Origin of the sequence: Ornithinimicrobium pulveris (genome assembly GCF_050261105.1) — a bacterium.
Lineage (GTDB): Bacteria > Actinomycetota > Actinomycetes > Actinomycetales > Dermatophilaceae > Ornithinicoccus.
Map to the genome: position 1 here is coordinate 2,355,148 of NZ_CP189837.1, position 20,046 is coordinate 2,375,193.

Below are 20,046 nucleotides of genomic sequence, written 5' to 3' on the forward strand. Positions count from 1 at the left end.
CGATGATAGGAGCCCCACACCTAGAATCAGGGGATGCCGAAGACCTACGCCCCCGGGACCACCCTGTCCGTGCAGGACGTGGCCGACCTCATCGACCACGCCCTCCTCAAGCCCGAGTTGACCCCCGCCGAGGTGGAGTCGGCCTGCCGTGAACTGGCCCAGGACGAGATCTGGTCAGTCTGCGTCCGCCCCTCCGACGTGCGGCTGGCGCTCGCGGCGGTCGACGGCCACCAGACGCAGGTGTGCACGGTCATCGGCTTCCCGCACGGCACGACCTCCACCGCCACCAAGATCGCCGAGTCCCGTCAGGCGCTGGCCGACGGGGCCACCGAGCTCGACATGGTGCTCAACATCGGTCGGCTCCGGGGCGGGGACATCGAGGCCGTGACCCAGGACATCGCCGCGGTCGTCGAGGTCGGCCACGCGGCACGTGCCCTGGTCAAGGTGATCTTCGAGACCGCGCTGCTGGATGAGGACCAGAAGATCGCCGCCTGCCGCGCCTCAGAGGAGGCGGGCGCGGACTTCGTGAAGACCTCGACCGGTTTCGCCGGTGGTGGCGCGACGCTGCCGGATGTGCGCCTGATGCGCTCCAACACCGGCGAGCACGTCCAGGTCAAAGCCTCGGGCGGGGTGCGCGACATCGACACCCTGCTGGCGATGTGCGCGGAGGGCGTGACCAGGATCGGCACCTCCTCCACCGAGGCGCTTCTCGCCGGCGCCCGCGAGCGGGCAGAGGCCGGCACCCTTGTCGTGCCCGAGCCGGGCGGAGACGTCGAGAGCGCCGACGGGCAGGGTTACTGACCGACCGGGAAGCCGGGTCCCGGTCGAGGTTGCAGGAGCGGGCCCGCCGTCGGTCGGGGCTCAGGCGATGCGGTCGAGGACGATCGAGTCGGCCGTTTCCACGTCAGCCTCGACGCCGATGTCCCAGGAGCCCTCGAGGGCGGCCTCGGCGCGCTCGAAGCGCTCCGGGGTGTCCGTGTGCAGCGTCATCAACGGCTGACCCTTGGTGACCTTGTCACCCGGCTTGGCATGCAACTCGATGCCGGCCGCCGCCTGCACGGGGTCTTCCTTGCGGGCCCGGCCCGCCCCCAGGCGCCACGCGGACACCCCGACCGCCATCGCGTCGAGCCGGGTCAGCACCCCGTCCGCGTCGGCCAGCACCTCATGGGTCTCCTTGGCGGTCGGCAGGTCGGCGTCCGGGTCCCCGTCCTGAGCGGCGATCATGGCACGCCAGACGTCCATGGCGCGGCCGTCGGCGAGGGCGTCGGCCGGGTCCACATCAGTGACCCCGGCACCCTCGAGCATCTCCCGGGCCAGCGCTACGGTGAGGTCGATGACGTCCTGCGGGCCGCCGCCGGCCAGCACCTCGACCGATTCCCGGACCTCAAGCCCGTTGCCCGCGGTGAGCCCCAGCGGCGTGGACATGTCGGTGAGGAGGGCGACCGTGTGCACCCCGGCGTCCTTGCCCAGCGCGACCATGGTCTCGGCCAGTTCGCGGGCATCCTCCACCGTCTTCATGAAGGCTCCCGACCCGGCCTTCACGTCCAGCACCAGGGTCCCGGTGCCCTCGGCGATCTTCTTGCTCATGATCGAGGAGGCGATCAGCGGGATCGCCTCGACCGTCCCGGTGACATCACGCAGCGCGTAGAGGCGCTTGTCCGCCGGAGCCAACCCTGACCCTGCCGCGCAGATCACCGCGCCGACGTCCTCGAGCTGCTTCAGCATCTCCTCGTTGGACAGCGCCGCCCGCCAGCCGGGGATGGCCTCCAGCTTGTCCAGCGTGCCCCCGGTGTGGCCGAGCCCGCGACCGCTCAGCTGCGGGACGGCCACGCCGCAGGCGGCGACCAGCGGCGCCAGCGGCAACGTGATCTTGTCGCCCACACCTCCGGTGGAGTGCTTGTCGGCGGTGGGGCGGGAGAGCGAGGAGAAATCCATCCGCTCCCCCGACTCGATCATCGCGGTCGTCCAGTCGCTGATCTCGCGACGTCCCATGCCGTTGAGCAGGATGGCCATCGCCAGGGCCGACATCTGCTCGTCGGCCACCGCCTCGCGGGTGTAGGCATCGATGACCCAGGCGATCTCCTCGCTGCTCAACTCCCCCTTGTCGCGCTTGGTGCGGATGATGTCAACGGCGTCGAAGGACTCACTCATAGCGCCCAGTCTGGCCCAAGGCGCCTGCGCCGCGCACGACCCGGGCCACCTGCCTTCCCGGAGGGTCCTCGGAGGCCGCTGCCCCGGCGTCCTTCTGTAGCTGGCGCAGCCCAGCGACGAAGGTGCGTCGACCGCTGCCGGACGACCCGCTCGAGCTGGCCAGGTCACCGGTCGTCCGCTCGGCCTGTTCCCGCAGTTGGCCGAGCAGTCGGCGGACCTCGTCGGGGCGTTCGGCGCTCGCGGCTGCGTCCAGCTCCCGAGCGTAGCGGGAGATGTTCAGCTGGGCCAGGGAGATCACCGGGTCACCCGCCAGGTCGGCGCTCGGCGGGGGGCCGGCCGAGGCGTTGCCACCGGCGCCGCCGGAGCCACCGCCGCCGCCCGGAAAGCTCGGCACCTCGATCGGTGCCATGGGCGAGTCTCCCTGCCCGCCGGGTCGGTCATCCTGCGGAGCGGCCGGCGGCAGGGTGCGCCCGCGCCGGTCCGGCAGCGATCGCGGGCGCCGCTCGCTGCCACCGCCCATCAGCGCTGCCACGAAGACCCCGATGAGCAGCAGTGGCACGATGTTGAGGTTCTGGTTCAGGACGACGTTGAACAGGACGAAGGCCACGATCGCCCAGCCCCACCACGGAATGCTGCTCAGTCTCACCCCTCCACCGTAACCAGCAGGCCCGGGCCGTGTGACATCCTCTACCCCGTGCGTATCGCTGACATCATGGCCCTCGTCGTCCCGCCTGTCACCGACCTGCTCCGCCGCTCCCGGCAGGACGGGGATGCTGCGATGTTCCCCACGATCGTCGCGATCCGCAACGAGCGCGTCGTCGCTGCGGTCAGCGCCCCCCGCCTGGACGCCACGCTCAGCTGCGCGCAGACCCTCGCTGTCGGGGTGGACGCTGCAGCCCTGGTGCTCGCCACCGAGATCCAGGTCGAGGACTCCGCCGCCGTGCTCTACACGGTGATGACGCGCGAGCGCTCGGCCAAGGTGGCGGTCCAGGAAGTCACCGGCTCGGGAGCCGAGGTCCGGTTCTCGGTCCCGGCCGACGGCAGCCAGCTGCAGGACGCCCGCCACCTTGAGGTGCTCGCCGACGCCTTCAGCCAGCAGCCGATGGATGTCACCCGCGTCGCCCGCCGTAGCGACGACCTCGGCGGCACGTTCGGTGAGGCTGCTCACCTCCCGCCCGAGCAGGGTCGGGTCGTGGTGGACGCCGGCACCGTGAGCATCCTCCAGGAGCGGGTGGCCGGGATCGGCGGCCGAGCCCTGTATGTCGCTCGCTCGCCCGAGGCCGGCAAGCTCGCCCTCGAGGCAGGGTTGCCGCGGGCGAGCCTGCTCACCGCGTGAGCTGCTGCCCGCGTTAGCGGGTGAGATCCTCCGGCCCGAAGGCCTGCGGCAGCACCTGATCCATCCGCAGCACCCCCTCCGGGGTCTGCAGGAGGCACTCCGCACCGCCGTGCTCCCACACCAGTTGACGGCACCGGCCGCAGGGCATGATGGTGGCGCCCTTGCCGTCGACGCACCAGACCGCCACCAGCCGTCCGCCGCCTCCGGCGATCAGCTCGGAGACCATCCCGCACTCCGCGCACAGGGTGACCCCGTAGCCCGCGTTCTCGACATTGCAGCCGCGCACGATCCGGCCGTCATCGACCAGGCCAGCCACCCCCACGGGGTAGTGCGAATAGGGAGCGTAGGCCAGGCCGGCGATCTCCACCGCGGCCCGGCGCAGCTCCTCCCAGTCCGACTCGGTGGGGGCGCTGCCTGCGGAAGCCTGGCTCACGACATACCTCTCAGCTCTTGGTGTAGGGGATGCCCTCCGCCGCCGGCGGACGGACCCGACCGACGAAACCGGCCACCGCGAAGATGGTGATGACGTAGGGCAGCATCAGCAGCAACTCGGAGGGGATGGTGCTGCCGATCGAGGACATCATGTTGCCCAAGTTCTTGGAGAAGCCGAACAGCAGCGCCGCGAGCACGGCGAGCTTGGGGTTCCACTTGCCCAGGATCATCGCGGCCAGCGCGATGAAGCCATTGCCGGCCGACATCTCGCGCCCGAAGGCCAGGCCGGCGCCGACGGTGAAGAAGGCGCCACCCAGACCGGCGACGGCGCCACCGAGGATGGTGTTCCAGACCCGGCGGGTGTTGACCTTGATGCCCACGGTGTCGGCGGCCTTGGGGTGCTCACCGACAGCGCGGGTGCGCAGGCCCCAGCGGCTGCGGAAGAGCATGAACTGGAGCACGATCACCAGGGCGTACATGAGGTAGATCAGGATCGTCTGGTTGAAGAGCACCGGACCGAGCAGCGGGATGTCGGCCAGCACCGGGATCCGGATCCGGTCCAGCGGCATCCGGGTGTTGAACAGCTCGCGGTTGCCGGACAGGACGGTGGAGAAGAAGAAGCCGGTCAGGCCGATGATCAGGGTGTTGAGCACGACACCGACGATGATCTGGTTGACGCGGTACATCACCGCGAACCAGGCCAGCAGGGCTCCCACGAGCCCACCGGCGACCGGGGCGGCCAGCAACCCGTAGTAGCCGCTGCCCAGCATCGAGGCGACGACGGCGGCGGCGAAGGCACCGAAGAGCAGCTGCCCCTCGATCGCGATGTTGATGATGCCCGAGCGCTCGCAGATGATGCCCGACATCGCGCCGAAGACGAGCGGGACCGAGAGCATGACCGCGCCCTGCAGCAGCGAGACCATGGGGATGACGGCCGTCTTCCCGGCGCCCACATAGGTCAGGAAGGCCAGCACGAAGGCGAGGCCGACCAGGGAGTGAAGCCACCAGGGAGCCGGCAGGTGATTGCGGGCCCGGACGAAGGCCCAGGCCGCGGCCGCCGCCATCACCACGCCCAGCACGATGATCGTGACCAGGGCCGGGACCGTGATGTCGGGGATCATGAACCAGTCCGTGGCGGTCCCCACGCGGAAGGTGGTGTCCTCCCCGCCCTCGGTGCCGGGGACCATGATCGCGAAGGCGATCAGGGCCGCGAGGGCGTAGGTGATCGGGGCCTTGAGGCCGACCTTGCGGGCGGCGGTGGTGGGGCCGTCGTCGGCCGCGGGCGACGAGGTGGGCCGTTCGGCGACGGTGCTCATGCCTGCGCCTCCTTGGTGCGACGGGCCGGTGCTCGGTAGGGCTTGGTCGGATCAGGGAGCCGGAAGACCGAACGCACCAGCGGGGGCGCGGCGATCAGCAGCACGATGATCGCCTGCAGGACCAGGATGATGTCGATGGGCGTCGAGGTGACCGACTGCATGAACATGCCACCAGCCTTGAGCGCACCAAAGAGCAGACCGGCGAAGAAGGTGCCCCACGGCTTCGACCTGCCGAGCAGGGCCACCGTGATGGCGTCGAAGCCGTAGGTCGCCGCCACCCCGGCGGTCAGCGAGCGCTCGGTGCCCAGGACCTGGGCGGTGGCCGCGAGACCGGCCAGGGCACCAGCGATGAGCATCGTGATCACGGTGATCCGGCCGACCGACATGCCGGCCGTGCGGGCGGCGGCGGGGTTGGCGCCCACCGCGCGCAGCTGGAAGCCGATCGTGGAGCGCTCCATCAGCCACCAGACGAAGGCCGCGGCCGCGATGGCGACCAGGAAGCCCAGGTGCAGGCGGAAGGAGCTGCCCAGCAGCAGCGGGTACACCGCGTCGGAGGAGACGACGGGGCTGCGCTGACCGGTGCGACCGGGGTTGAAGGTCGGCAGCTTGAGCACATAACTGATCAGGTAGACCGCGATGTAGTTGAGCATGATCGTCACGATCACCTCGTTGGCGCCGAACCGGGCCTTGAGCACACCGGGGATGCCGGCCCAGACCGCGCCGCCGATCGCACCACCGACCACGGCGACCAGGAGGTGGATGACCGGGGGCAGGTCGAAGGCGAAGCCGAGCCAGGAGGCCACGATGGCGCCGAGGATGATCTGGCCCTGGGCACCGATGTTGAACAGGCCGGCGCGGAAGCCGACCGCGATGCCGAGGCCGGCCAGGATCAGGGGCACCGAGTACACCATCGACTCGGTGATCGGCCGCAGCATGGCGGCCATGCTGGAGCCGCGCCAGTCGAAGATCGCGCCGCGGAACATCGCCACGTAGGCATCGGTGATGGCTCCCCACGCGGCGGCGAAGGTGTCACCGGGCCGGGAGAAGAAGTACCCGCTGGCGCTGCGGGTGGCCTCGTCGGCGAAGGCGATGAGCAAGGCCCCGATGAGCAGGGCCAGGACGATCGCCAGGAAGGACAGCAGAGCGCTCCCGGACAGGATCTGGTGCAGCACCGGAGGCTTGTCCTGCCCGCGATGGGTCGGCCCGGTAGGGCCGCCCTCGACGCCGATCTGGGACGGCGGTGCGGCGGCGACCGCCTGCTCCGCGCCCGCGTCGGAGCCCTGCGACTGGCTCGCGTGATGCTGGTCGCTCACGACTGCTCCTCCTCGAGGTCGGCCCGGCCGAGCACCGAGTGGTGCTCGGCAGCCTGGGTGCGGGCCTCGTCCATGGGCACACCGGCCATCATCAGGCCGAGCATGTCCCGATCCACTCCCCCGCTCTCGGCGGCCACGTCGACGATGCCGACGATGCGTCCGCGATACATCACCGCGATCCGGTCGGCGAGGTTGAGCACCTCGTCGAGCTCGGTCGAGACGATGATGACCGGCGTGCCGTTGTCCCGCTCGGCCACGATCCGCTTGTGCACGAACTCGATCGATCCGACATCCAGGCCACGGGTGGGCTGGGAGGCGACGAAGAGCCGCAGCGGGCGCGACATCTCGCGGGCCAGCACCACCTTCTGGGCATTGCCGCCGGACAGGGTCGAGATCGGGTCGTGCACCGAGGTGTAGCGCACGTCGAACTCCTCGGTGCGCTGCTCGGCATTGGCCGCGACCTTGGCCGGGCTCATCGAGATGCCGCGGGCGAAGGGGGCGGTGTCGTAGAGGTCGAGGACGAGGTTCTCGGCGATCGAGAAGCTCGCCACCACTCCATCGGTGGAACGGTCCTCGGGGACAAACCCGATCCCCGCCCGCAGACGCTCCTTGACGCTGCGCGACAGCAACGGCTTGCCGTCCAGCTGCACCGTGCCCTTGTCCGCCTCCTCAAGCCCGAGGATCACCTCGGCGAGCTCGGTCTGGCCGTTGCCCTGGACGCCGGCGATGCACAGGATCTCCCCGGCGTGGACGTCGAAGGAGATGTCGTCGACCAGGACGGTGCCGTTGGGGGCGATCACCGAGAGGTTCTGGACCTGGAAGGTGGGCTCCCCCGGGCTGGCCGCGTCCTTGTCGACCGAGAGGTTGACCGACCGACCGACCATCATCGAGGCGAGCTCGGTCTCGGTCGAGGTCGGGCTGGCCTCACCCACCACCTTGCCGCGTCGGATGACGGTGATGCGGTCGGCGATCGCGCGGACCTCGCGCAGCTTGTGGGTGATGAAGACGATGGAGGTGCCGGCTTCCTTGAGCTCGCCCATGATGCTGATCAGCTCATCGGTCTCCTGCGGCGTGAGCACCGCTGTCGGCTCGTCCAGGATGAGCACCTTGGCGTCCCGCGAGAGCGCCTTGATGATCTCCACCCGCTGCTGGACGCCGACCGGCAGGTCCTCGATGAGGGCGTCGGGGTCCACCTGGAAACCGAAGCGGTCGGAGATCTCCTTGACCCGGCGCCGGGCCTCGTCGAGCTTGAGGACACCGGCCGGGCCGGCTGGCTCGTAGCCCAGCGCGACGGACTCGGCGACGGTGAAGACCGGGACCAGCATGAAGTGCTGGTGGACCATGCCGATGCCAGCAGCGACGGCGTCGCCAGGGCCCTTGAAGGAGACGGGCGCGTCGTCGAGCAGGATCTGGCCGTCGTCCGGGTCGTAGAGGCCATAGAGCACGTTCATCAGCGTGCTCTTGCCGGCGCCGTTCTCGCCCAGCAGGGCGTGGATCTCACCGGGCTCGACCACCAGGTCGATGTGGTCATTGGCCACCAGCGGTCCGAAGACCTTCGTGATGCCCTGCAGCTCGAGCTTCATCGCACTTCCTGCTCCATGTCACGCAACGTTTCGGTGGGACAGCGTAGCGGCCCGGCCCCGTGGGGCCGGGCCGCTGACGCTCGGCGGGTCGCTCAGCTGAGCGGACCCGTCACTGCTGCGGCGAGTTGACCGACTCGATCTCGAGCTCGCCGGAGATGATCTGCTGCTTGTACTCCTCGACCTTGTCCTTCAGCTCCTGCGGGACATCCCCGTCGAAGTCGTGGAACTCGGCGATGCCGACACCGTCGTTCTCCAGCGTGCCCACGTAGGGCTCGTTGGTGAAGCCGCCGTCGATCGTGGCCTGGATGGTGTCGTGCACGGCCGGGCCGATCTGCTTCATCACCGAGGTCAGCATCAGGTGGCCGTAGCCCTCAGCCGTGAGGAAGCCATCGGAGTCGACCCAGATGATCTTGACGCCGTCAGCGGCGTCGGCCGCAGCGGCGGCGCCCAGGCCCACCGGGCCGGCGACCGGCATCACGATGTCGGCGCCCTGGGCGATGAACTGCTCGGTGAGGGTCTGGCCCTGGCTCTGGTTCTCGAAGTCACCGGAGAAGGAGCCGGACTGCGAGTCCTTGTTCCAGCCGAGCAGGTTGACGTCGGTGTCGTTGTCCTCGTTGTACTTGGCGATGCCGTCGGCGAAGCCGTCCATGAAGATGTTCACCGAGGGCAGGTCCATGCCGCCGAAGGTGGCCACGGTGCCGCTCTCGGTCATCCCGGCAGCCACGTAGCCGGCCAGGAAGCTGGCCTCGGCGGTGTTGAACAGGATCGGCTTGGCGTTGTCGATCTCGGCCGGGGAGAAGTCGTCCTCGGAGAAGGCGGAGTCGATCAGCGCGAAGTTGGTCTCGGGGTGCTCACGTGCGGCATCCCGGATGGCGGTCTGCAGGAGGAAGCCGACACCGATGGTCAGGTTGCAGTCCTGGGCGACCAGGTTGTTGACGTTGGTGACGTAGTCGGCATCGGACTGCGACTCGACCTCCTGGGTCGAGATGCCCAGGTCCTCCTCCGCGGAGTCCATGCCTTCCTTGCCGGACTGGTTGAAGGACTGGTCGTCGAAACCACCAGAGTCGGAGACCATGCAGGCCTTGAAATCGGAGGCGTCGCCACCGGCCGCGCCTTCGGTCGCGCCTTCGGTCGCGCCAGCGGTGTCGTCGCCGGTCTGGTCGGCGGTCTCGTCGGCGCCGTCCTGCGTGCCGGCGTCGCCGGTCTGCGCCGGGGCGCCGTTGGTCTCGCCGTCGTTGCTGTCCGGGGCGTCGCCACAGGCGGCCAGGACGAGGGTGGCAGCCGCTCCGGCGGCCGCGAGCTTCAGAACCCGACGCACGGGGTACTCCTTTGTCAGATGGGGTGGTGCAGAGAAAGGGTATCCGTCAATCACCGACCGCGTCACCAGGTGTCCACTCCGTGACGAAAAGGTGACGAACTCGTGACCTAGCGCTAGGAGAGGCCGTCCGGACCGATCGAGGTGAACACTCCCCCGGCGAGCACCTTGGCGGCGATCACCACCGACTGGTCGTCCACCACCAGATCGCCCTGGTGCAGTTCATAGGTCGGCCCACCCGGGGTACGGGTGCCAAGCCGGCCCATGGCCCCGGGCACCTGCGTGAGATACCACCCGAGGTCCTCCCCGCCCATCGACTGCTTGGTCGGCACCACGGCGGAGGCACCCAGCAGGGTCATCGTCGCCTTGGACAGCGCCACCACGGCAGCGTTGTCGTTGTCGACCGGCGGCACCCCCTTGACGTGGCGCACGGTGGCGGACACGCCATACGGGGCCACCACCGCCTGGACCACCTCGTCGATGAGTGGACCGGTCGTGTCCCAGGTCTCGGAGTCCAGCATCCGCAGGGTGCCGATGCACTCCGCCTGGGTCGGGATCACATTGGGCGCCGACCCGGAGCGGACCACCCCCCAGACCAGAGCGGTGCCGCTGCGCGGGTCCAGACGACGAGACAGCACGGCTGGCACCTCGGTGACCACCTTGCCCAAGGCATAGGTGATGTCCTGCGTGAGGTGGGGGCGGGAGGTGTGACCGCCTCGTCCGGTGAGCGTGACGTGCACGGAGTCAGAGGCGGCGGTGATCGGCCCGACCCGCAGACCGACGGTGCCGACATCGATCGAGGGGTCGCAGTGCAGGGCGAGCAGCCGGTCCACGTCCGCGACGCCGCCGTGCTCCATCACCGTGTGCGCCCCGCCGGGGATGGTTTCCTCAGCGGGCTGGAAAAGCAGCCGGACCCCCACCCCGTGGTCGATGAGCTCATCCTCCAGCGCCTTGAGCGCGAGACCAGCGCCGAGTACCCCCACGGTGTGGACGTCGTGCCCACACGCGTGCGCCACCCCCGGGGTCCGGGAGGAGAAGGGCAGGCCGGTGGCCTCGTCGAGCGGGAGGGCGTCGAGGTCGGCGCGCAGCGCGATCCGCACCCGCGGGTCAGGCGCCCCTAGCTCGGCGATCGCCCCGGACCCGGGCAGGGTGCGAACCTCGACGCCGGCCTCGCTGAGCACGTCGGTGATGACCGAGGTGGTCCGCAGCTCCTGCCAGGACAACTCAGGATGGCGGTGCACATCGCGCCGCAGCCTGACCAGCGCGTCAGCACGGCCGTCGACCTCGTCCGCGACCCGCTCGAGCAGACTGCGCCCAGGGGGCGCGGACCGGGCCCTGGTGGGCCGCTGCAGCCTGCCGGAGGTCTCGGTGGTCACGTCTCGTCTCGGGTCTCGGGGGTCGATGGATGGCTTCTCGCAGGGTACAACGCCGCGGGCCGTGCGCCCGTGTCTGCCCCGGGGTGCTCAGCCGTCCGCCGCGCGCACGGCCGCGCCGATGAGCGCGGGGCCGGCGTAGACGAGCCCGGTGTAGAGCTGGACCAGATCAGCCCCCGCCTCCACCAGGGCGCGGGCGTCGCTGCCGGTCAGCACCCCGCCGACCCCGATGACGGGCATCTCGGTGCGGGCGCGGACCCGCGCCACGACCTCGCGGGCGCGCAGCGTCAGCGGCCCGCCGGACAGACCGCCCTGCTCCGCGGCGCCGCGGCGCCGATCCTGCGGTGCGAGGTTATCCCGGGTGATCGTGGTGTTGACCGCGATGATGCCGGCCGCCCCGGCCTCCAGCGCCACGTCCAGCGCCTCGTCGAGGGCTGGGTCGGTGAGGTCGGGGGCCAGTTTGACCAGCACCGGGGTCGGGGCCGCGGCCGCCACCACCTCCCGGATCAGTTCACCCAGGGGGCCGGCGTCCTGGAGCGAGCGCAGATCAGGGGTGTTAGGGCTGGAGACATTCACCGCCAGGTAGTCGGCCAGTCCCTCCAGCGCTGCCACGCAGGCCAGGTAGTCCGCCGCCGCCTCCTCCACCGGTGTGTCCTTGTTCTTGCCGATGCTCACGCCGACCGGCATCCGGACGAGGCCCTCCTGACGCGCGTGGCGCAGGCGTTCGGCGAGCGCGTGGACGCCGTGGTTGTTGAAGCCCATCCGGTTGATCACGGCCTGGCTCCGCGGCAGCCGGAGCACCCGCGGACGCTGGTTGCCCGGCTGGGGCCGGGGGGTGACGGTGCCCAGTTCGACATGCCCCAGCCCGAGCGCACTCCAGGTAGCGATCCCCCGGCCGTCCTTGTCGAGCCCGGCGGCCAGCCCGATCCGGTTGCGGAAGCTCAACCCGAGCAGCTCGACCGGTGCCGGGTCCGGCTGACCCGGCCCCACGGCATACCCGGCGACGGCGGCCAGCGCCCTGGTCACGGGGGTGCGCCCGAGCAGGTCGGCGGCGACGACGGTGCCGTGGTGGGCGCTCTCCGCGTCCGCGCGGAAGAGGGCGGGACGGACCAGGCCCCGGTATGCCGTGTCCGCCACGTCGCGGGTGAACCTCGAGGTCGCGCGGGGTCGGGGGGCGCTGGTCGTGTGGGGGCCGGCCATGTCTCCACTCTAGGATGCTGCTATGCCCCACGCTGTCGACGCGGCCGAGCTGGTGGACTTCACCGCGGTCATTCCCGCCGGTGGTTCCGGGACGCGCCTGTGGCCGCTGTCGCGGGCGTCCTCCCCCAAGTTCTTGCACGACCTGACCGGGAGCGGGCGTTCGTTGCTGCAGTCCACGGTGGACCGGCTCGAGCCGCTGGTGGGCTCGCGCGTGCTGGTGGTCACCGGCTCCCGGCACGCAGATGCGGTGCGGGCCCAGTTGCCCTCCCTGAGCGAGGACAACCTGCTGGTCGAGCCCTCCCCCCGCGGCTCGATGCCGGCCATCGGGCTGGCCGCAGCGGTCCTGGAACGTCGCGATCCGCACGCGGTGCTGGGCTCGTTCGCCGCCGACCATGTCATCGGGGACGCCGACGCCTTCGGTGAGACGGTGCGCCAGGCCGTGGCGGCCGCCCGCCAGGGGGTGCTGGTCACCATCGGCATCACCCCCACCTATCCGGCGACCGGTTTCGGCTACGTGCGGGTCGGGGACCCCCGGCCGGTGACCGGTGCACCGGCCGTGCGGCGCGTGCGCACCTTCGTCGAGAAGCCCGACGCCGAGCACGCCAGCTCGTACGTCGAGTCCGGCGACTACCTGTGGAACGCCGGCATGTTCGTGGTGCGCGCCGCCGACCTGCTGGAGCTGCTCGGGGCGCACCACCCGCAGATGGTCCGCCTGCTGCGCGAGATCGCGGCAGCCCCGGCGCGGATCGATGAACTGTGGCCCTCGCTGACCAAGATCGCCATCGATCACGCGGTCGCCGAGCCGGCTGCCGCGGCGGGCAGGGTGGCCGTGGTCCCGGCGAGCTTCTCCTGGGACGACGTCGGTGACTTCGCCTCGTTGGCCTCGTTGCTGGCCGAGTCGCACGACCATCCCGGTATGCGGGTGCTCGGCGAGGGCCGGTTCGTGGTCAACGAGGGATCCACCGGAGTGGTCGCCGCCCATGGCGGGCGCACCGTGGTCACCCTCGGCATCCCCGACGTTGTCGTGATCGACACCCCCGATGCCCTGCTGGTCACCACCCGCGAGCACTGCCAGGACGTCAAGAGCGTGGTCTCGGCACTGCAGCGTCTGGGCCGGGAGGACCTGACCTGAGCCCCGCCCAGCCTCCCCACCCACCCGGTCCACCGGCATCCGGGACGGGCGCCGGCCGACGGCTGCGCGACGGGCTCGGCCACCCGCTCGTCACCCGCCGCTCACCCGACACACCCCCGGCGGTCGCCTCAGGCACATCGGAGACCGACAGGCTGGAACATGTGCGGGTCGCCATCGTCACCGAGTCCTTCCTCCCGGCCCTGAACGGGGTCACCACCAGCGTCTGCAAGGTGCTGGAGTGCCTGCGTGACCAGGGGCATGAAGCGCTGGTCGTCGCGCCCGGCACCAGCCCGTGGAGCCCGACGATGACCCCGGAGCACTACGCCGGCTTCCCGGTGCACAGCGTGACCAGCGTGCCGGTCCGCCAGTTCCGGGTCGGCCTGCCCTCCTACGAGATCGAGACGGTGCTGCACCGCTTCCGGCCGGATGTCATGCACGTCGCGTCACCGTTCGTGCTGGGCGTGCGGGGGCTGACGGCTGCCCGGGCGCTGGGGATCCCGTCGGTCGCGATCTACCAGACGGACATGCCCTCCTACATCCGCCAGCACATGGGGCCCGCCGGCGATCTGACGGCTCGCGCGGCGTGGCGCTGGATCCGGCGGATTCACCAGCAGGCCGACCTGACCCTGGCCCCCTCCAGTGCGGCGCTGGCCGACCTGGCCGAGCACGACGTCCCGCGGATCGCGCAGTGGGGCCGCGGCGTCGACTCCGACCTGTTCCACCCCGACCGCCGTCAGGACTCCGCCACCCAGGACCTGCGCGCCCGGCTGGCCCCCAACGGGGAGACGCTGCTCGGCTATGTCGGACGCCTCGCCCCGGAGAAGGAGCTGCACCGGCTCGAGGAACTGTCGCGGATGCCCGGGACCCGTCTCGTCCTGGTCGGCGAGGGCCCGAGCCGGGAGATCCTCGAGGCGCAGCTGCCCGGCGCGGTCTTCCTCGGCCGCCGCCAGGGCATCGAGCTGGCCCAGGCCTACGCGAGTTTCGACGTCTTCGTGCACACCGGGACACGGGAGACCTTCGGCCAGACCCTCCAGGAGGCCGCGGCCGCCGGACTCCCGGTGGTGGCTCCCGCCCGGGGTGGCCCGCTCGATCTGGTGGAGGTCGGTCGCACCGGCGCCTTGTTCGACCCTGACCGCGCCGGGTCCCTCGCGGCCGAGGTCACCCCCCTGGTCGGCCCGCAGGCTGCTGACCTGCGCGCCCAGATGGGCCAGGCGGGCCGCGAACGGGTCGTGGCCCGATCCTGGCCAGCCCTGGTGGAGCAGCTGGTGGACTACTACGCGCTGGTCATCGGGGCGACCTCCCGCTCGGTGGCCTGATCGCGCGACCCGGCGTGATCGCGCGACCCCGGGTTGCCCTCAGCCCGCAGCTCGAACTCCTCGACGACCTGCCATCGCCCATCTCCGTCGTGGCAATAGAGCCGGAAGCTGTCGGCCTCGAAGCGGCAGGTGAAGGCCGCGAGGTCGGCGAACGCCCGGTCCAGCGCCTCGTCGGGTCCGTCGTGCACGACCGTGACGTGCGGGTGGTAGGGGAAGAGCAGCTCTCGCTCCACCGGCCCCTCGCGCACCGCCCGCTCCAACTGCTCGCAGCTGCTCACGCCCTGCGCCACCTGGATGTAGACGACATCAGAGATCGGTCGGAAGGTCCCCGTCCCGCGCAGCACCACCTCGAAGGCGGCCTGCTCCCGCGCCACCGCGCTCAGGTGCTCCTGGAGCGGCTCGATCTGCCCGCTGTCGACGGGAGTAGGGGGCATCAGGGTGATGTGGGTCGGGATGTGTCGAGCGCGCTCCTCGCCGTAGCTGACCCGCAGGTCCTGCAGGTGCATCCCCCACGGCGGCGGGATCGGCAGGGCCACCCCGACGACCGGCCCGTTCATCGCGAGATCACGCGTCCGGGAGCTTGAAAACCTGACCCGCGTAGACCAGATCGGGGCGCTCGATCCCGTTCACCTCGATCAGCGCGTCCTCGTCCACCCCGCAGCGCTGCGCCACGTCGGCCAGGGTCTCTCCCGGGAACACCGTGGTGGTGCGGTAGCGCCCATCAGATGTGCTGCGGTAGCGCCCATCAGATGTGGTGCGGTAGCGCCCATCAGATGTGGTGCGGTAGCGCCCATCAGATGTGGTGCGGTAGCGCCCATCGGATGTGGTGCGGGGAAAGTCTTCAGAACCGCTGTCGACGTCGCTGCTGCGGTCGGCATCGTCGGAGCCATCGGCTCCGGCTCCAGATCCGCGGAGTGCGTCCTTGATCCGGTCGAGGAAACCCATGTCCTCACTCTCTCGGGAATGATCACCTGTGTCGCCCTACGACCCTAGTCTGCCTCCCTGCGGTCGGCCAGTGGGCGGGTCGGTCGGTGACGGCATCGGGTGCTAGCGTCAGAACCACCGGCTGGGGCGCCATCGGGGCGCCGCCTGCCACCCGCCCCCCACCCTCGAAGGGACCCGTCGTGAACTCTCCTGTCAAGGTCGCTGTCACCGGTGCTGCCGGACAGATCGGCTATAGCCTGCTCTTCCGCATCGCCTCCGGGGCGCTGCTGGGCAAGGACACCCCCGTCGAGCTGCGGCTGCTGGAGATCACCCCGGCGCTCAAGGCGCTGGAGGGCGTGGTCATGGAGCTGGACGACTGTGCCTTCCCCGCGCTGGCCGGAGTCGAGATCGGCGACGATCCCAACGCCATCTTCGATGGCGCCAACGTGGCGCTGCTCGTCGGCGCCCGCCCCCGCACCAAGGGTATGGAGCGCGGCGATCTGCTCGAGGCCAACGGCGCGATCTTCACGGCCCAGGGCAAGGCCCTCAACGACCACGCGGCCGACGACATCCGCATCACGGTGACCGGTAACCCGGCCAACACCAACGCCCTCATCGCGATGAGCAACGCCCCCGACATCCCCACCGAGCGCTTCACCGCTCTGACCCGCCTGGACCACAACCGCGCGATCGCCCAGCTGGCGGCGAAGGTCGGAGCGCCCGTCACCGACATCACCCACATGACCATCTGGGGCAATCACTCCGCCACGCAGTATCCCGACCTGTTCCACACCCAGGTCGCCGGCAAGAACGCCGCCGAGCTCGTGGACGACCAGGACTGGCTGGAGAACACCTTCATCCCGACCGTCGCCAAGCGCGGCGCCGCGATCATCGAGGCCCGCGGCTCCTCCTCGGCCGCCTCGGCCGCCTCGGCCACCATCGACCACACCCGTGACTGGCTGCGCGGCTCCCCCGAGGGCGACTGGGTCTCGATGGCGGTCCGCTCCGACGGCTCCTACGGCGTCGAGGAGGGGATCATCAGCTCCTTCCCGGTCACCACCCGCGAGGGCGAGTGGGAGGTCGTCCAGGGGCTGGACATCGACGACTTCTCCCGCAGCAAGATCGATGCCTCCGTCGCCGAGCTCGCGGAGGAGAAGCAGGCGGTCACCGACCTCGGCCTGATCGGCTGAGCGACGCGCGAACGTTCGACCCCGCGAGAAGGGGCTCTCAGCCCAGCCGCAAGGTGGCGGCGATCGTGGCGATCGCCGCCCCCAGGGCCAGCATCGTGGCCGCATCGATCCACCGGCTCCGCACCACGAGACCGCCCGCCCGGGCTGCGGGCAGCACCAGCCGGAGCACAGCGGCCACCGCCATGGCCGCTGCCACGGCATACCCGTAGGCGCGCAGGCTGTCGGTGACCAGCATCACTGCGGCCACCAGCAGGCCGAGGACGGGGACCCACCAGGCCCCCAGGGGCTGCCAGGGGGCAGCGGCGCGACGTTCCTCGTCGCTACCCACCCCCGTGGTGGGGTCAGTCACCGCGACGCGGCGTCCGCGGCGCGTTCGGCCGCCTCGACCACGTTGGACAGCAGCATCGCCCGAGTCATCGGCCCGACCCCGCCGGGGTTGGGCGTGAGGTGCCCGGCGACCTCGGCGACGTCCGGGTGCACGTCGCCGGCGATCTTGCCGTCCCGGCGGGCGACACCCACGTCGAGGACGGCAGCCCCGGGCTTGACCATGTCAGGGGTGATGATGTCGGGCACACCGGCGGCCGCGACGATGACGTCGGCGCGGCGGGTGTGCTCGGCCAGATCACGGGTCCCGGTGTGGCACAGCGTGACCGTGGCGTTCTCCGACCGCCGCGTGAGGATGAGACCGAGCGGGCGGCCGACCGTGAGGCCGCGGCCGACGACGACCACCTCGGCACCGGCGAGCGGCACGTCATACCTGCGCAGCAGCTCCACGCAGCCGACCGGCGTACACGGCAGCGGGGCGGGCTCATTCATCACGAGCGAGCCGAGGTTGAAGGGGTGCAGGCCGTCCACGTCCTTGGCGGGGTCGACGCGGGAGAGGATCGCGAACTCGTCGAGGCCGGTGGGCTGCTGGACGAGGAACGCGGTGACGGCGGGGTCGGCGTTGAGCTCGTCCACGACGGCCAGCACGTCCTCCTGGCTGCTGCCGGCGGGCAGGTCCTTGCGGACGCTCGTGATGCCGATCTCGGCACAGTCCTTGTGCTTGGCGCCGACATACCAGCTGCTGGCCGGGTCGTCGCCGACCAGGACGGTGGCCAGGCCGGGCACGACCCCCTGCTCGGCGAGGATCGCGAGCCGGGCCCGCAACTCCTCCTTGATGGTGGACAGGACTGCCTTGCCGTCGAGAACCGTCGCCGTCATGCCGACCACTCTAGTGGCGGGTCCGCGGCCCGGGCCCGGGGCGTGCCGCTCACTCCCAGACCGCGGCGCGGCCCTCCTCATCGAGCACCACGTCGACCTGCAGCTCACCTGCCAACTCCTCGAGGGCGGCGCGCAGCGCCCTGGAGTCGAGGTCTGCTGGCGCGCGACAGGAGGCGCGCGCCTCGAAGAGGTCGCCGCCGGCCTGCGGCGCGGGCACCACGCGAGTGTCCAGCGACTCCACCGAGACGCCCTGCGCGGCGAGCACGCCGCTGATCTGCTGCACGATGCCGGGCTGGTCGTGGCCGACGAGGTCGAGGTGGAAGCTCTCGCCCTCTCCCCCGGTCCCCTCGGCGGCATCCTCGGGCTCGGCCCGCCGGACGCCGGTCTCGAGCCCATCCAGCTCGCCGAGCGCGCCCGTCAGCGCCTCGGCCTGGTTGTCGGACACCTCGACGGTGACGATGCCGGCGAAGGTGCCGGCCAGCTGCGCGAGCTGGCTACGGCCCCAACTGCCGCCGTGCTCGGAGACGACGTCAGCCAGCGAGCTGACCAGACCGGGGCGGTCGGGACCGATGACGGTGATGACGAGAGTGGCCATGGGCCCGACCCTACTGTGAGGGCGTGCGGGTCTGCGCCCCTTTAGTGCGCGAAGTGGCGGGTCCCGGTGAAGTAGAGCGTGGCGCCTGCCTCGCGCGCCGCGGCGACGACCTCCTCGTCACGGACCGAGCCGCCGGGGGCGACGACAGCGCGCACGCCGGCGTCGAGCAGGACCTGCAGGCCGTCGGCGAAGGGGAAGAAGGCGTCGGAGGCCGCGACCGACCCGGCGGCCCGCTCCCCCGCCCGTTCGACGGCGAGCCGGCATGAGTCCACTCGGTTGACCTGCCCCATACCGATCCCGACGCTGGCCCCGTCGTGGGCCAGCAGGATGGCGTTGGACTTGGTCGCCCGCACGGCCCGCCAGGCGAACTGCAGGTCGGCCAGGGTGGCCTCGTCAACCGCATCGCCGGCGACCAGCCGCCAGCGGGAGGCGTCGTCGCCCCCGTCCTCGACCTCGGCCTGCACGGTGTCGATGGACTGCATGAGCATGCCGCCCGAGATGCCGCGGGTCTCGACACCTCCGCGACCAGGGGAGGCGACGCGCAGCAGGCGCAGGTTCTTGCGCCCCTTCAGCACCTCCAGCGCCTCCTTGTCGAAGTCCGGCGCGACGACGACCTCGGTGAAGATCTCGGCAACCTGCTCGGCCATCTCCCGGGTCACGGGTGCGTTGGTCGCGATGATCCCGCCGAAGGCGGACACCGGGTCGCAGGCGTGCGCCTTGCGGTGCGCCTCGGCGATGTCATCGGCCACCGCGATCCCGCAGGGGTTGGCGTGCTTGATGATCGCCACGGTCGGACGCTCACCGTGGTCGTGCGCGGCCCGACGGGCGGCGTCCGCGTCGATGTAGTTGTTGTACGACATCTCCTTGCCGCCCAGTTGTTCGGCCTGAGCCAGCCCAGGGGTGGGCTGGAAGCCGTTGGCGTAGAGGACGGCCCGCTGGTGCGGGTTCTCGCCGTAGCGCAGCACGGCCTGCTTGTCCCAGGTGGCGCCGACCCACGCCGGGAAGCCGTCGCCAGACGAAGACACGGTTGTGTCCTCCGGCTGCTGCGCCAGCAGCCAGGAGGCGACGTGCACGTCGTAGGTGGCGGTGTGCACGAAGGCGTCGGCGGCCAACCGCTGGCGCTGGGCCAGCGTGAAACCGCCAGCGGCGAGCGCCGCCAAGATCTGGGGGTATGTCGTGGGGCTGGTGACCACGGCCACGCTGCGGTGGTTCTTCGCTGCTCCGCGGACCATCGAGGGGCCGCCGATGTCGATCTGCTCCACCACCTCATCGGGTCCGGCGCCGGACATCACAGTCTGCGTAAACGGGTAGAGGTTGGAGACGAGCAGGTCGAAGCCCTCGATCTCCAGCTCCTCCAGCTGCCGGACGTGGTCGGGGTTGGTGGTGTCGGCGAGGAGGCCAGCGTGGATCGCAGGGTGGAGGGTTTTGACGCGACCGTCCAGGCACTCGGGGAAGCCGGTCAGCTCCTCGACCCTGGTGACCGGGACCCCAGATTCCTCGATCCGGGAGGCCGTCGACCCGGTGGAGACGATCTGGACACCGGCATCGTGCAGCGCTGCGGCCAGCTCCTCCAGCCCGGTCTTGTCGTAGACCGAGACGAGGGCGCGGCGGATGGGGCGGGTGGTCTGCTCAGAGGTCACGAGGGCAGTCTAGAAGCGCCTCCGCTG

General features: G+C 70.8%; 20 protein-coding genes. 5 read left to right on the forward strand and 15 right to left on the reverse strand.

The features are described from left to right. The first annotated feature begins 33 nt into the window (after nucleotides 1-33). Nucleotides 34-801 (forward strand): deoxyribose-phosphate aldolase, encoded by a 768-nt coding sequence (deoC, locus tag ACQBAT_RS11000; RefSeq protein ID WP_420747005.1) that lies wholly within the window; start codon nucleotides 34-36, stop codon nucleotides 799-801. Between the two features lie 60 nt (nucleotides 802-861). Here the strand turns inward: deoC and ACQBAT_RS11005 are convergent, their stop codons facing one another. Together ACQBAT_RS11005 and ACQBAT_RS11010 are read right to left on the reverse strand one after the other, a co-directional pair. Next, nucleotides 862-2,151: a thymidine phosphorylase gene (locus tag ACQBAT_RS11005; RefSeq protein ID WP_420747006.1), complete on the reverse strand. Its 1,290-nt coding sequence runs from the start codon at nucleotides 2,149-2,151 to the stop codon at nucleotides 862-864. After that, entirely contained in the window at nucleotides 2,144-2,797 is a 654-nt protein-coding gene (locus ACQBAT_RS11010; protein WP_420747007.1) for a hypothetical protein, read from the reverse strand. The genes ACQBAT_RS11005 and ACQBAT_RS11010 overlap by 8 nt, the downstream gene beginning before the upstream one ends. A gap of 48 nt (nucleotides 2,798-2,845) precedes the next feature. Here ACQBAT_RS11010 and ACQBAT_RS11015 point away from each other — a divergent pair, with 48 nt between their 5' ends. Then, nucleotides 2,846-3,487 (forward strand): hypothetical protein, encoded by a 642-nt coding sequence (locus ACQBAT_RS11015; RefSeq protein WP_420747008.1) that lies wholly within the window; start codon nucleotides 2,846-2,848, stop codon nucleotides 3,485-3,487. Nucleotides 3,488-3,500: 13 nt separating this feature from the next. Here the strand turns inward: ACQBAT_RS11015 and ACQBAT_RS11020 are convergent, their stop codons facing one another. The 7 genes from ACQBAT_RS11020 to ACQBAT_RS11050 form a co-directional block, all read right to left on the reverse strand. After that, entirely contained in the window at nucleotides 3,501-3,920 is a 420-nt protein-coding gene (locus tag ACQBAT_RS11020) for a cytidine deaminase (RefSeq protein ID WP_420747009.1), read from the reverse strand. Nucleotides 3,921-3,930: 10 nt separating this feature from the next. After that, nucleotides 3,931-5,235 (reverse strand): ABC transporter permease, encoded by a 1,305-nt coding sequence (locus ACQBAT_RS11025; protein ID WP_420747010.1) that lies wholly within the window; start codon nucleotides 5,233-5,235, stop codon nucleotides 3,931-3,933. Continuing rightward, the gene (locus ACQBAT_RS11030) at nucleotides 5,232-6,548 is read right to left on the reverse strand and encodes an ABC transporter permease (protein WP_420747011.1); all 1,317 of its coding nucleotides are present in this window, start codon (nucleotides 6,546-6,548) and stop codon (nucleotides 5,232-5,234) included. Before ACQBAT_RS11030 ends, ACQBAT_RS11025 begins: the two co-directional genes overlap by 4 nt. Continuing rightward, the gene (locus tag ACQBAT_RS11035) at nucleotides 6,545-8,131 is read right to left on the reverse strand and encodes an ABC transporter ATP-binding protein (RefSeq protein WP_420747012.1); all 1,587 of its coding nucleotides are present in this window, start codon (nucleotides 8,129-8,131) and stop codon (nucleotides 6,545-6,547) included. Before ACQBAT_RS11035 ends, ACQBAT_RS11030 begins: the two co-directional genes overlap by 4 nt. Nucleotides 8,132-8,240: 109 nt before the next feature. Beyond that, nucleotides 8,241-9,449, reverse strand: coding sequence for a BMP family lipoprotein (locus tag ACQBAT_RS11040; protein ID WP_420747013.1), 1,209 nt, complete (start codon nucleotides 9,447-9,449; stop codon nucleotides 8,241-8,243). A 113-nt stretch (nucleotides 9,450-9,562) separates the two neighbouring features. Continuing rightward, nucleotides 9,563-10,822 (reverse strand): amidohydrolase, encoded by a 1,260-nt coding sequence (locus ACQBAT_RS11045; protein ID WP_420747014.1) that lies wholly within the window; start codon nucleotides 10,820-10,822, stop codon nucleotides 9,563-9,565. Nucleotides 10,823-10,909: 87 nt separating this feature from the next. Beyond that, complete coding sequence (locus ACQBAT_RS11050) at nucleotides 10,910-12,019, reverse strand: quinone-dependent dihydroorotate dehydrogenase (RefSeq protein WP_420747015.1); 1,110 nt, start codon at nucleotides 12,017-12,019, stop codon at nucleotides 10,910-10,912. A gap of 22 nt (nucleotides 12,020-12,041) precedes the next feature. On the opposite strand from ACQBAT_RS11050, the gene ACQBAT_RS11055 reads away from it, so the two are divergent. Together ACQBAT_RS11055 and ACQBAT_RS11060 are read left to right on the forward strand one after the other, a co-directional pair. Further along, nucleotides 12,042-13,151 (forward strand): mannose-1-phosphate guanylyltransferase, encoded by a 1,110-nt coding sequence (locus ACQBAT_RS11055; protein WP_420747016.1) that lies wholly within the window; start codon nucleotides 12,042-12,044, stop codon nucleotides 13,149-13,151. Between the two features lie 161 nt (nucleotides 13,152-13,312). After that, entirely contained in the window at nucleotides 13,313-14,467 is a 1,155-nt protein-coding gene (locus ACQBAT_RS11060) for a glycosyltransferase family 4 protein (RefSeq protein WP_420747017.1), read from the forward strand. Here ACQBAT_RS11060 and ACQBAT_RS11065 read toward each other — a convergent pair. Then, a complete protein-coding gene (locus tag ACQBAT_RS11065; RefSeq protein ID WP_420747018.1) occupies nucleotides 14,425-15,024 on the reverse strand; it encodes a 2'-5' RNA ligase family protein in 600 nt (199 codons plus the stop codon). The two genes, ACQBAT_RS11060 and ACQBAT_RS11065, sit on opposite strands and share 43 nt — an antisense overlap. 7 nt (nucleotides 15,025-15,031) lie before the next feature. Beyond that, the gene (locus ACQBAT_RS11070) at nucleotides 15,032-15,412 is read right to left on the reverse strand and encodes a LysM peptidoglycan-binding domain-containing protein (protein WP_420747019.1); all 381 of its coding nucleotides are present in this window, start codon (nucleotides 15,410-15,412) and stop codon (nucleotides 15,032-15,034) included. A 179-nt stretch (nucleotides 15,413-15,591) separates the two neighbouring features. Here ACQBAT_RS11070 and ACQBAT_RS11075 point away from each other — a divergent pair, with 179 nt between their 5' ends. After that, nucleotides 15,592-16,581 carry a malate dehydrogenase gene (locus ACQBAT_RS11075; RefSeq protein ID WP_420747020.1) on the forward strand — a complete coding sequence of 330 codons (990 nt, stop codon included), beginning with the start codon at nucleotides 15,592-15,594 and terminating at the stop codon, nucleotides 16,579-16,581. A gap of 37 nt (nucleotides 16,582-16,618) precedes the next feature. Here the strand turns inward: ACQBAT_RS11075 and ACQBAT_RS11080 are convergent, their stop codons facing one another. Genes ACQBAT_RS11080 through purH form a run of 4 tightly spaced genes read right to left on the reverse strand, consistent with a single transcriptional unit; the run spans nucleotide 16,619 to nucleotide 20,019 of the window. Further along, complete coding sequence (locus tag ACQBAT_RS11080; protein WP_420747021.1) at nucleotides 16,619-16,930, reverse strand: DUF3017 domain-containing protein; 312 nt, start codon at nucleotides 16,928-16,930, stop codon at nucleotides 16,619-16,621. Then, complete coding sequence (locus ACQBAT_RS11085) at nucleotides 16,927-17,784, reverse strand: bifunctional methylenetetrahydrofolate dehydrogenase/methenyltetrahydrofolate cyclohydrolase (protein WP_420747022.1); 858 nt, start codon at nucleotides 17,782-17,784, stop codon at nucleotides 16,927-16,929. Before ACQBAT_RS11085 ends, ACQBAT_RS11080 begins: the two co-directional genes overlap by 4 nt. A gap of 49 nt (nucleotides 17,785-17,833) precedes the next feature. Further along, a complete protein-coding gene (locus ACQBAT_RS11090; protein WP_420747023.1) occupies nucleotides 17,834-18,379 on the reverse strand; it encodes a glycine cleavage system protein R in 546 nt (181 codons plus the stop codon). A 41-nt stretch (nucleotides 18,380-18,420) separates the two neighbouring features. Next, nucleotides 18,421-20,019, reverse strand: a complete 1,599-nt coding sequence (gene purH, locus ACQBAT_RS11095; RefSeq protein ID WP_420747024.1) for a bifunctional phosphoribosylaminoimidazolecarboxamide formyltransferase/IMP cyclohydrolase — start codon at nucleotides 20,017-20,019, stop codon at nucleotides 18,421-18,423. Nucleotides 20,020-20,046 lie beyond the last annotated feature (27 nt).

Bases quoted from the DNA above. Each gene is read 5' to 3' on its own strand.
- deoC (WP_420747005.1), top strand. From the start codon at position 34: ATGCCGAAGACCTACGCCCCCGGGACCACCCTGTCCGTGCAGGACGTG.
- ACQBAT_RS11005 (WP_420747006.1), bottom strand. From the start codon at position 2,151: ATGAGTGAGTCCTTCGACGCCGTTGACATCATCCGCACCAAGCGCGAC.
- ACQBAT_RS11025 (WP_420747010.1), bottom strand. From the start codon at position 5,235: ATGAGCACCGTCGCCGAACGGCCCACCTCGTCGCCCGCGGCCGACGAC.
- ACQBAT_RS11035 (WP_420747012.1), bottom strand. From the start codon at position 8,131: ATGAAGCTCGAGCTGCAGGGCATCACGAAGGTCTTCGGACCGCTGGTG.
- ACQBAT_RS11050 (WP_420747015.1), bottom strand. From the start codon at position 12,019: ATGGCCGGCCCCCACACGACCAGCGCCCCCCGACCCCGCGCGACCTCG.
- ACQBAT_RS11055 (WP_420747016.1), top strand. From the start codon at position 12,042: ATGCCCCACGCTGTCGACGCGGCCGAGCTGGTGGACTTCACCGCGGTC.
- ACQBAT_RS11065 (WP_420747018.1), bottom strand. From the start codon at position 15,024: ATGAACGGGCCGGTCGTCGGGGTGGCCCTGCCGATCCCGCCGCCGTGG.
- ACQBAT_RS11070 (WP_420747019.1), bottom strand. From the start codon at position 15,412: ATGGGTTTCCTCGACCGGATCAAGGACGCACTCCGCGGATCTGGAGCC.
- ACQBAT_RS11085 (WP_420747022.1), bottom strand. From the start codon at position 17,784: ATGACGGCGACGGTTCTCGACGGCAAGGCAGTCCTGTCCACCATCAAG.
- ACQBAT_RS11090 (WP_420747023.1), bottom strand. From the start codon at position 18,379: ATGGCCACTCTCGTCATCACCGTCATCGGTCCCGACCGCCCCGGTCTG.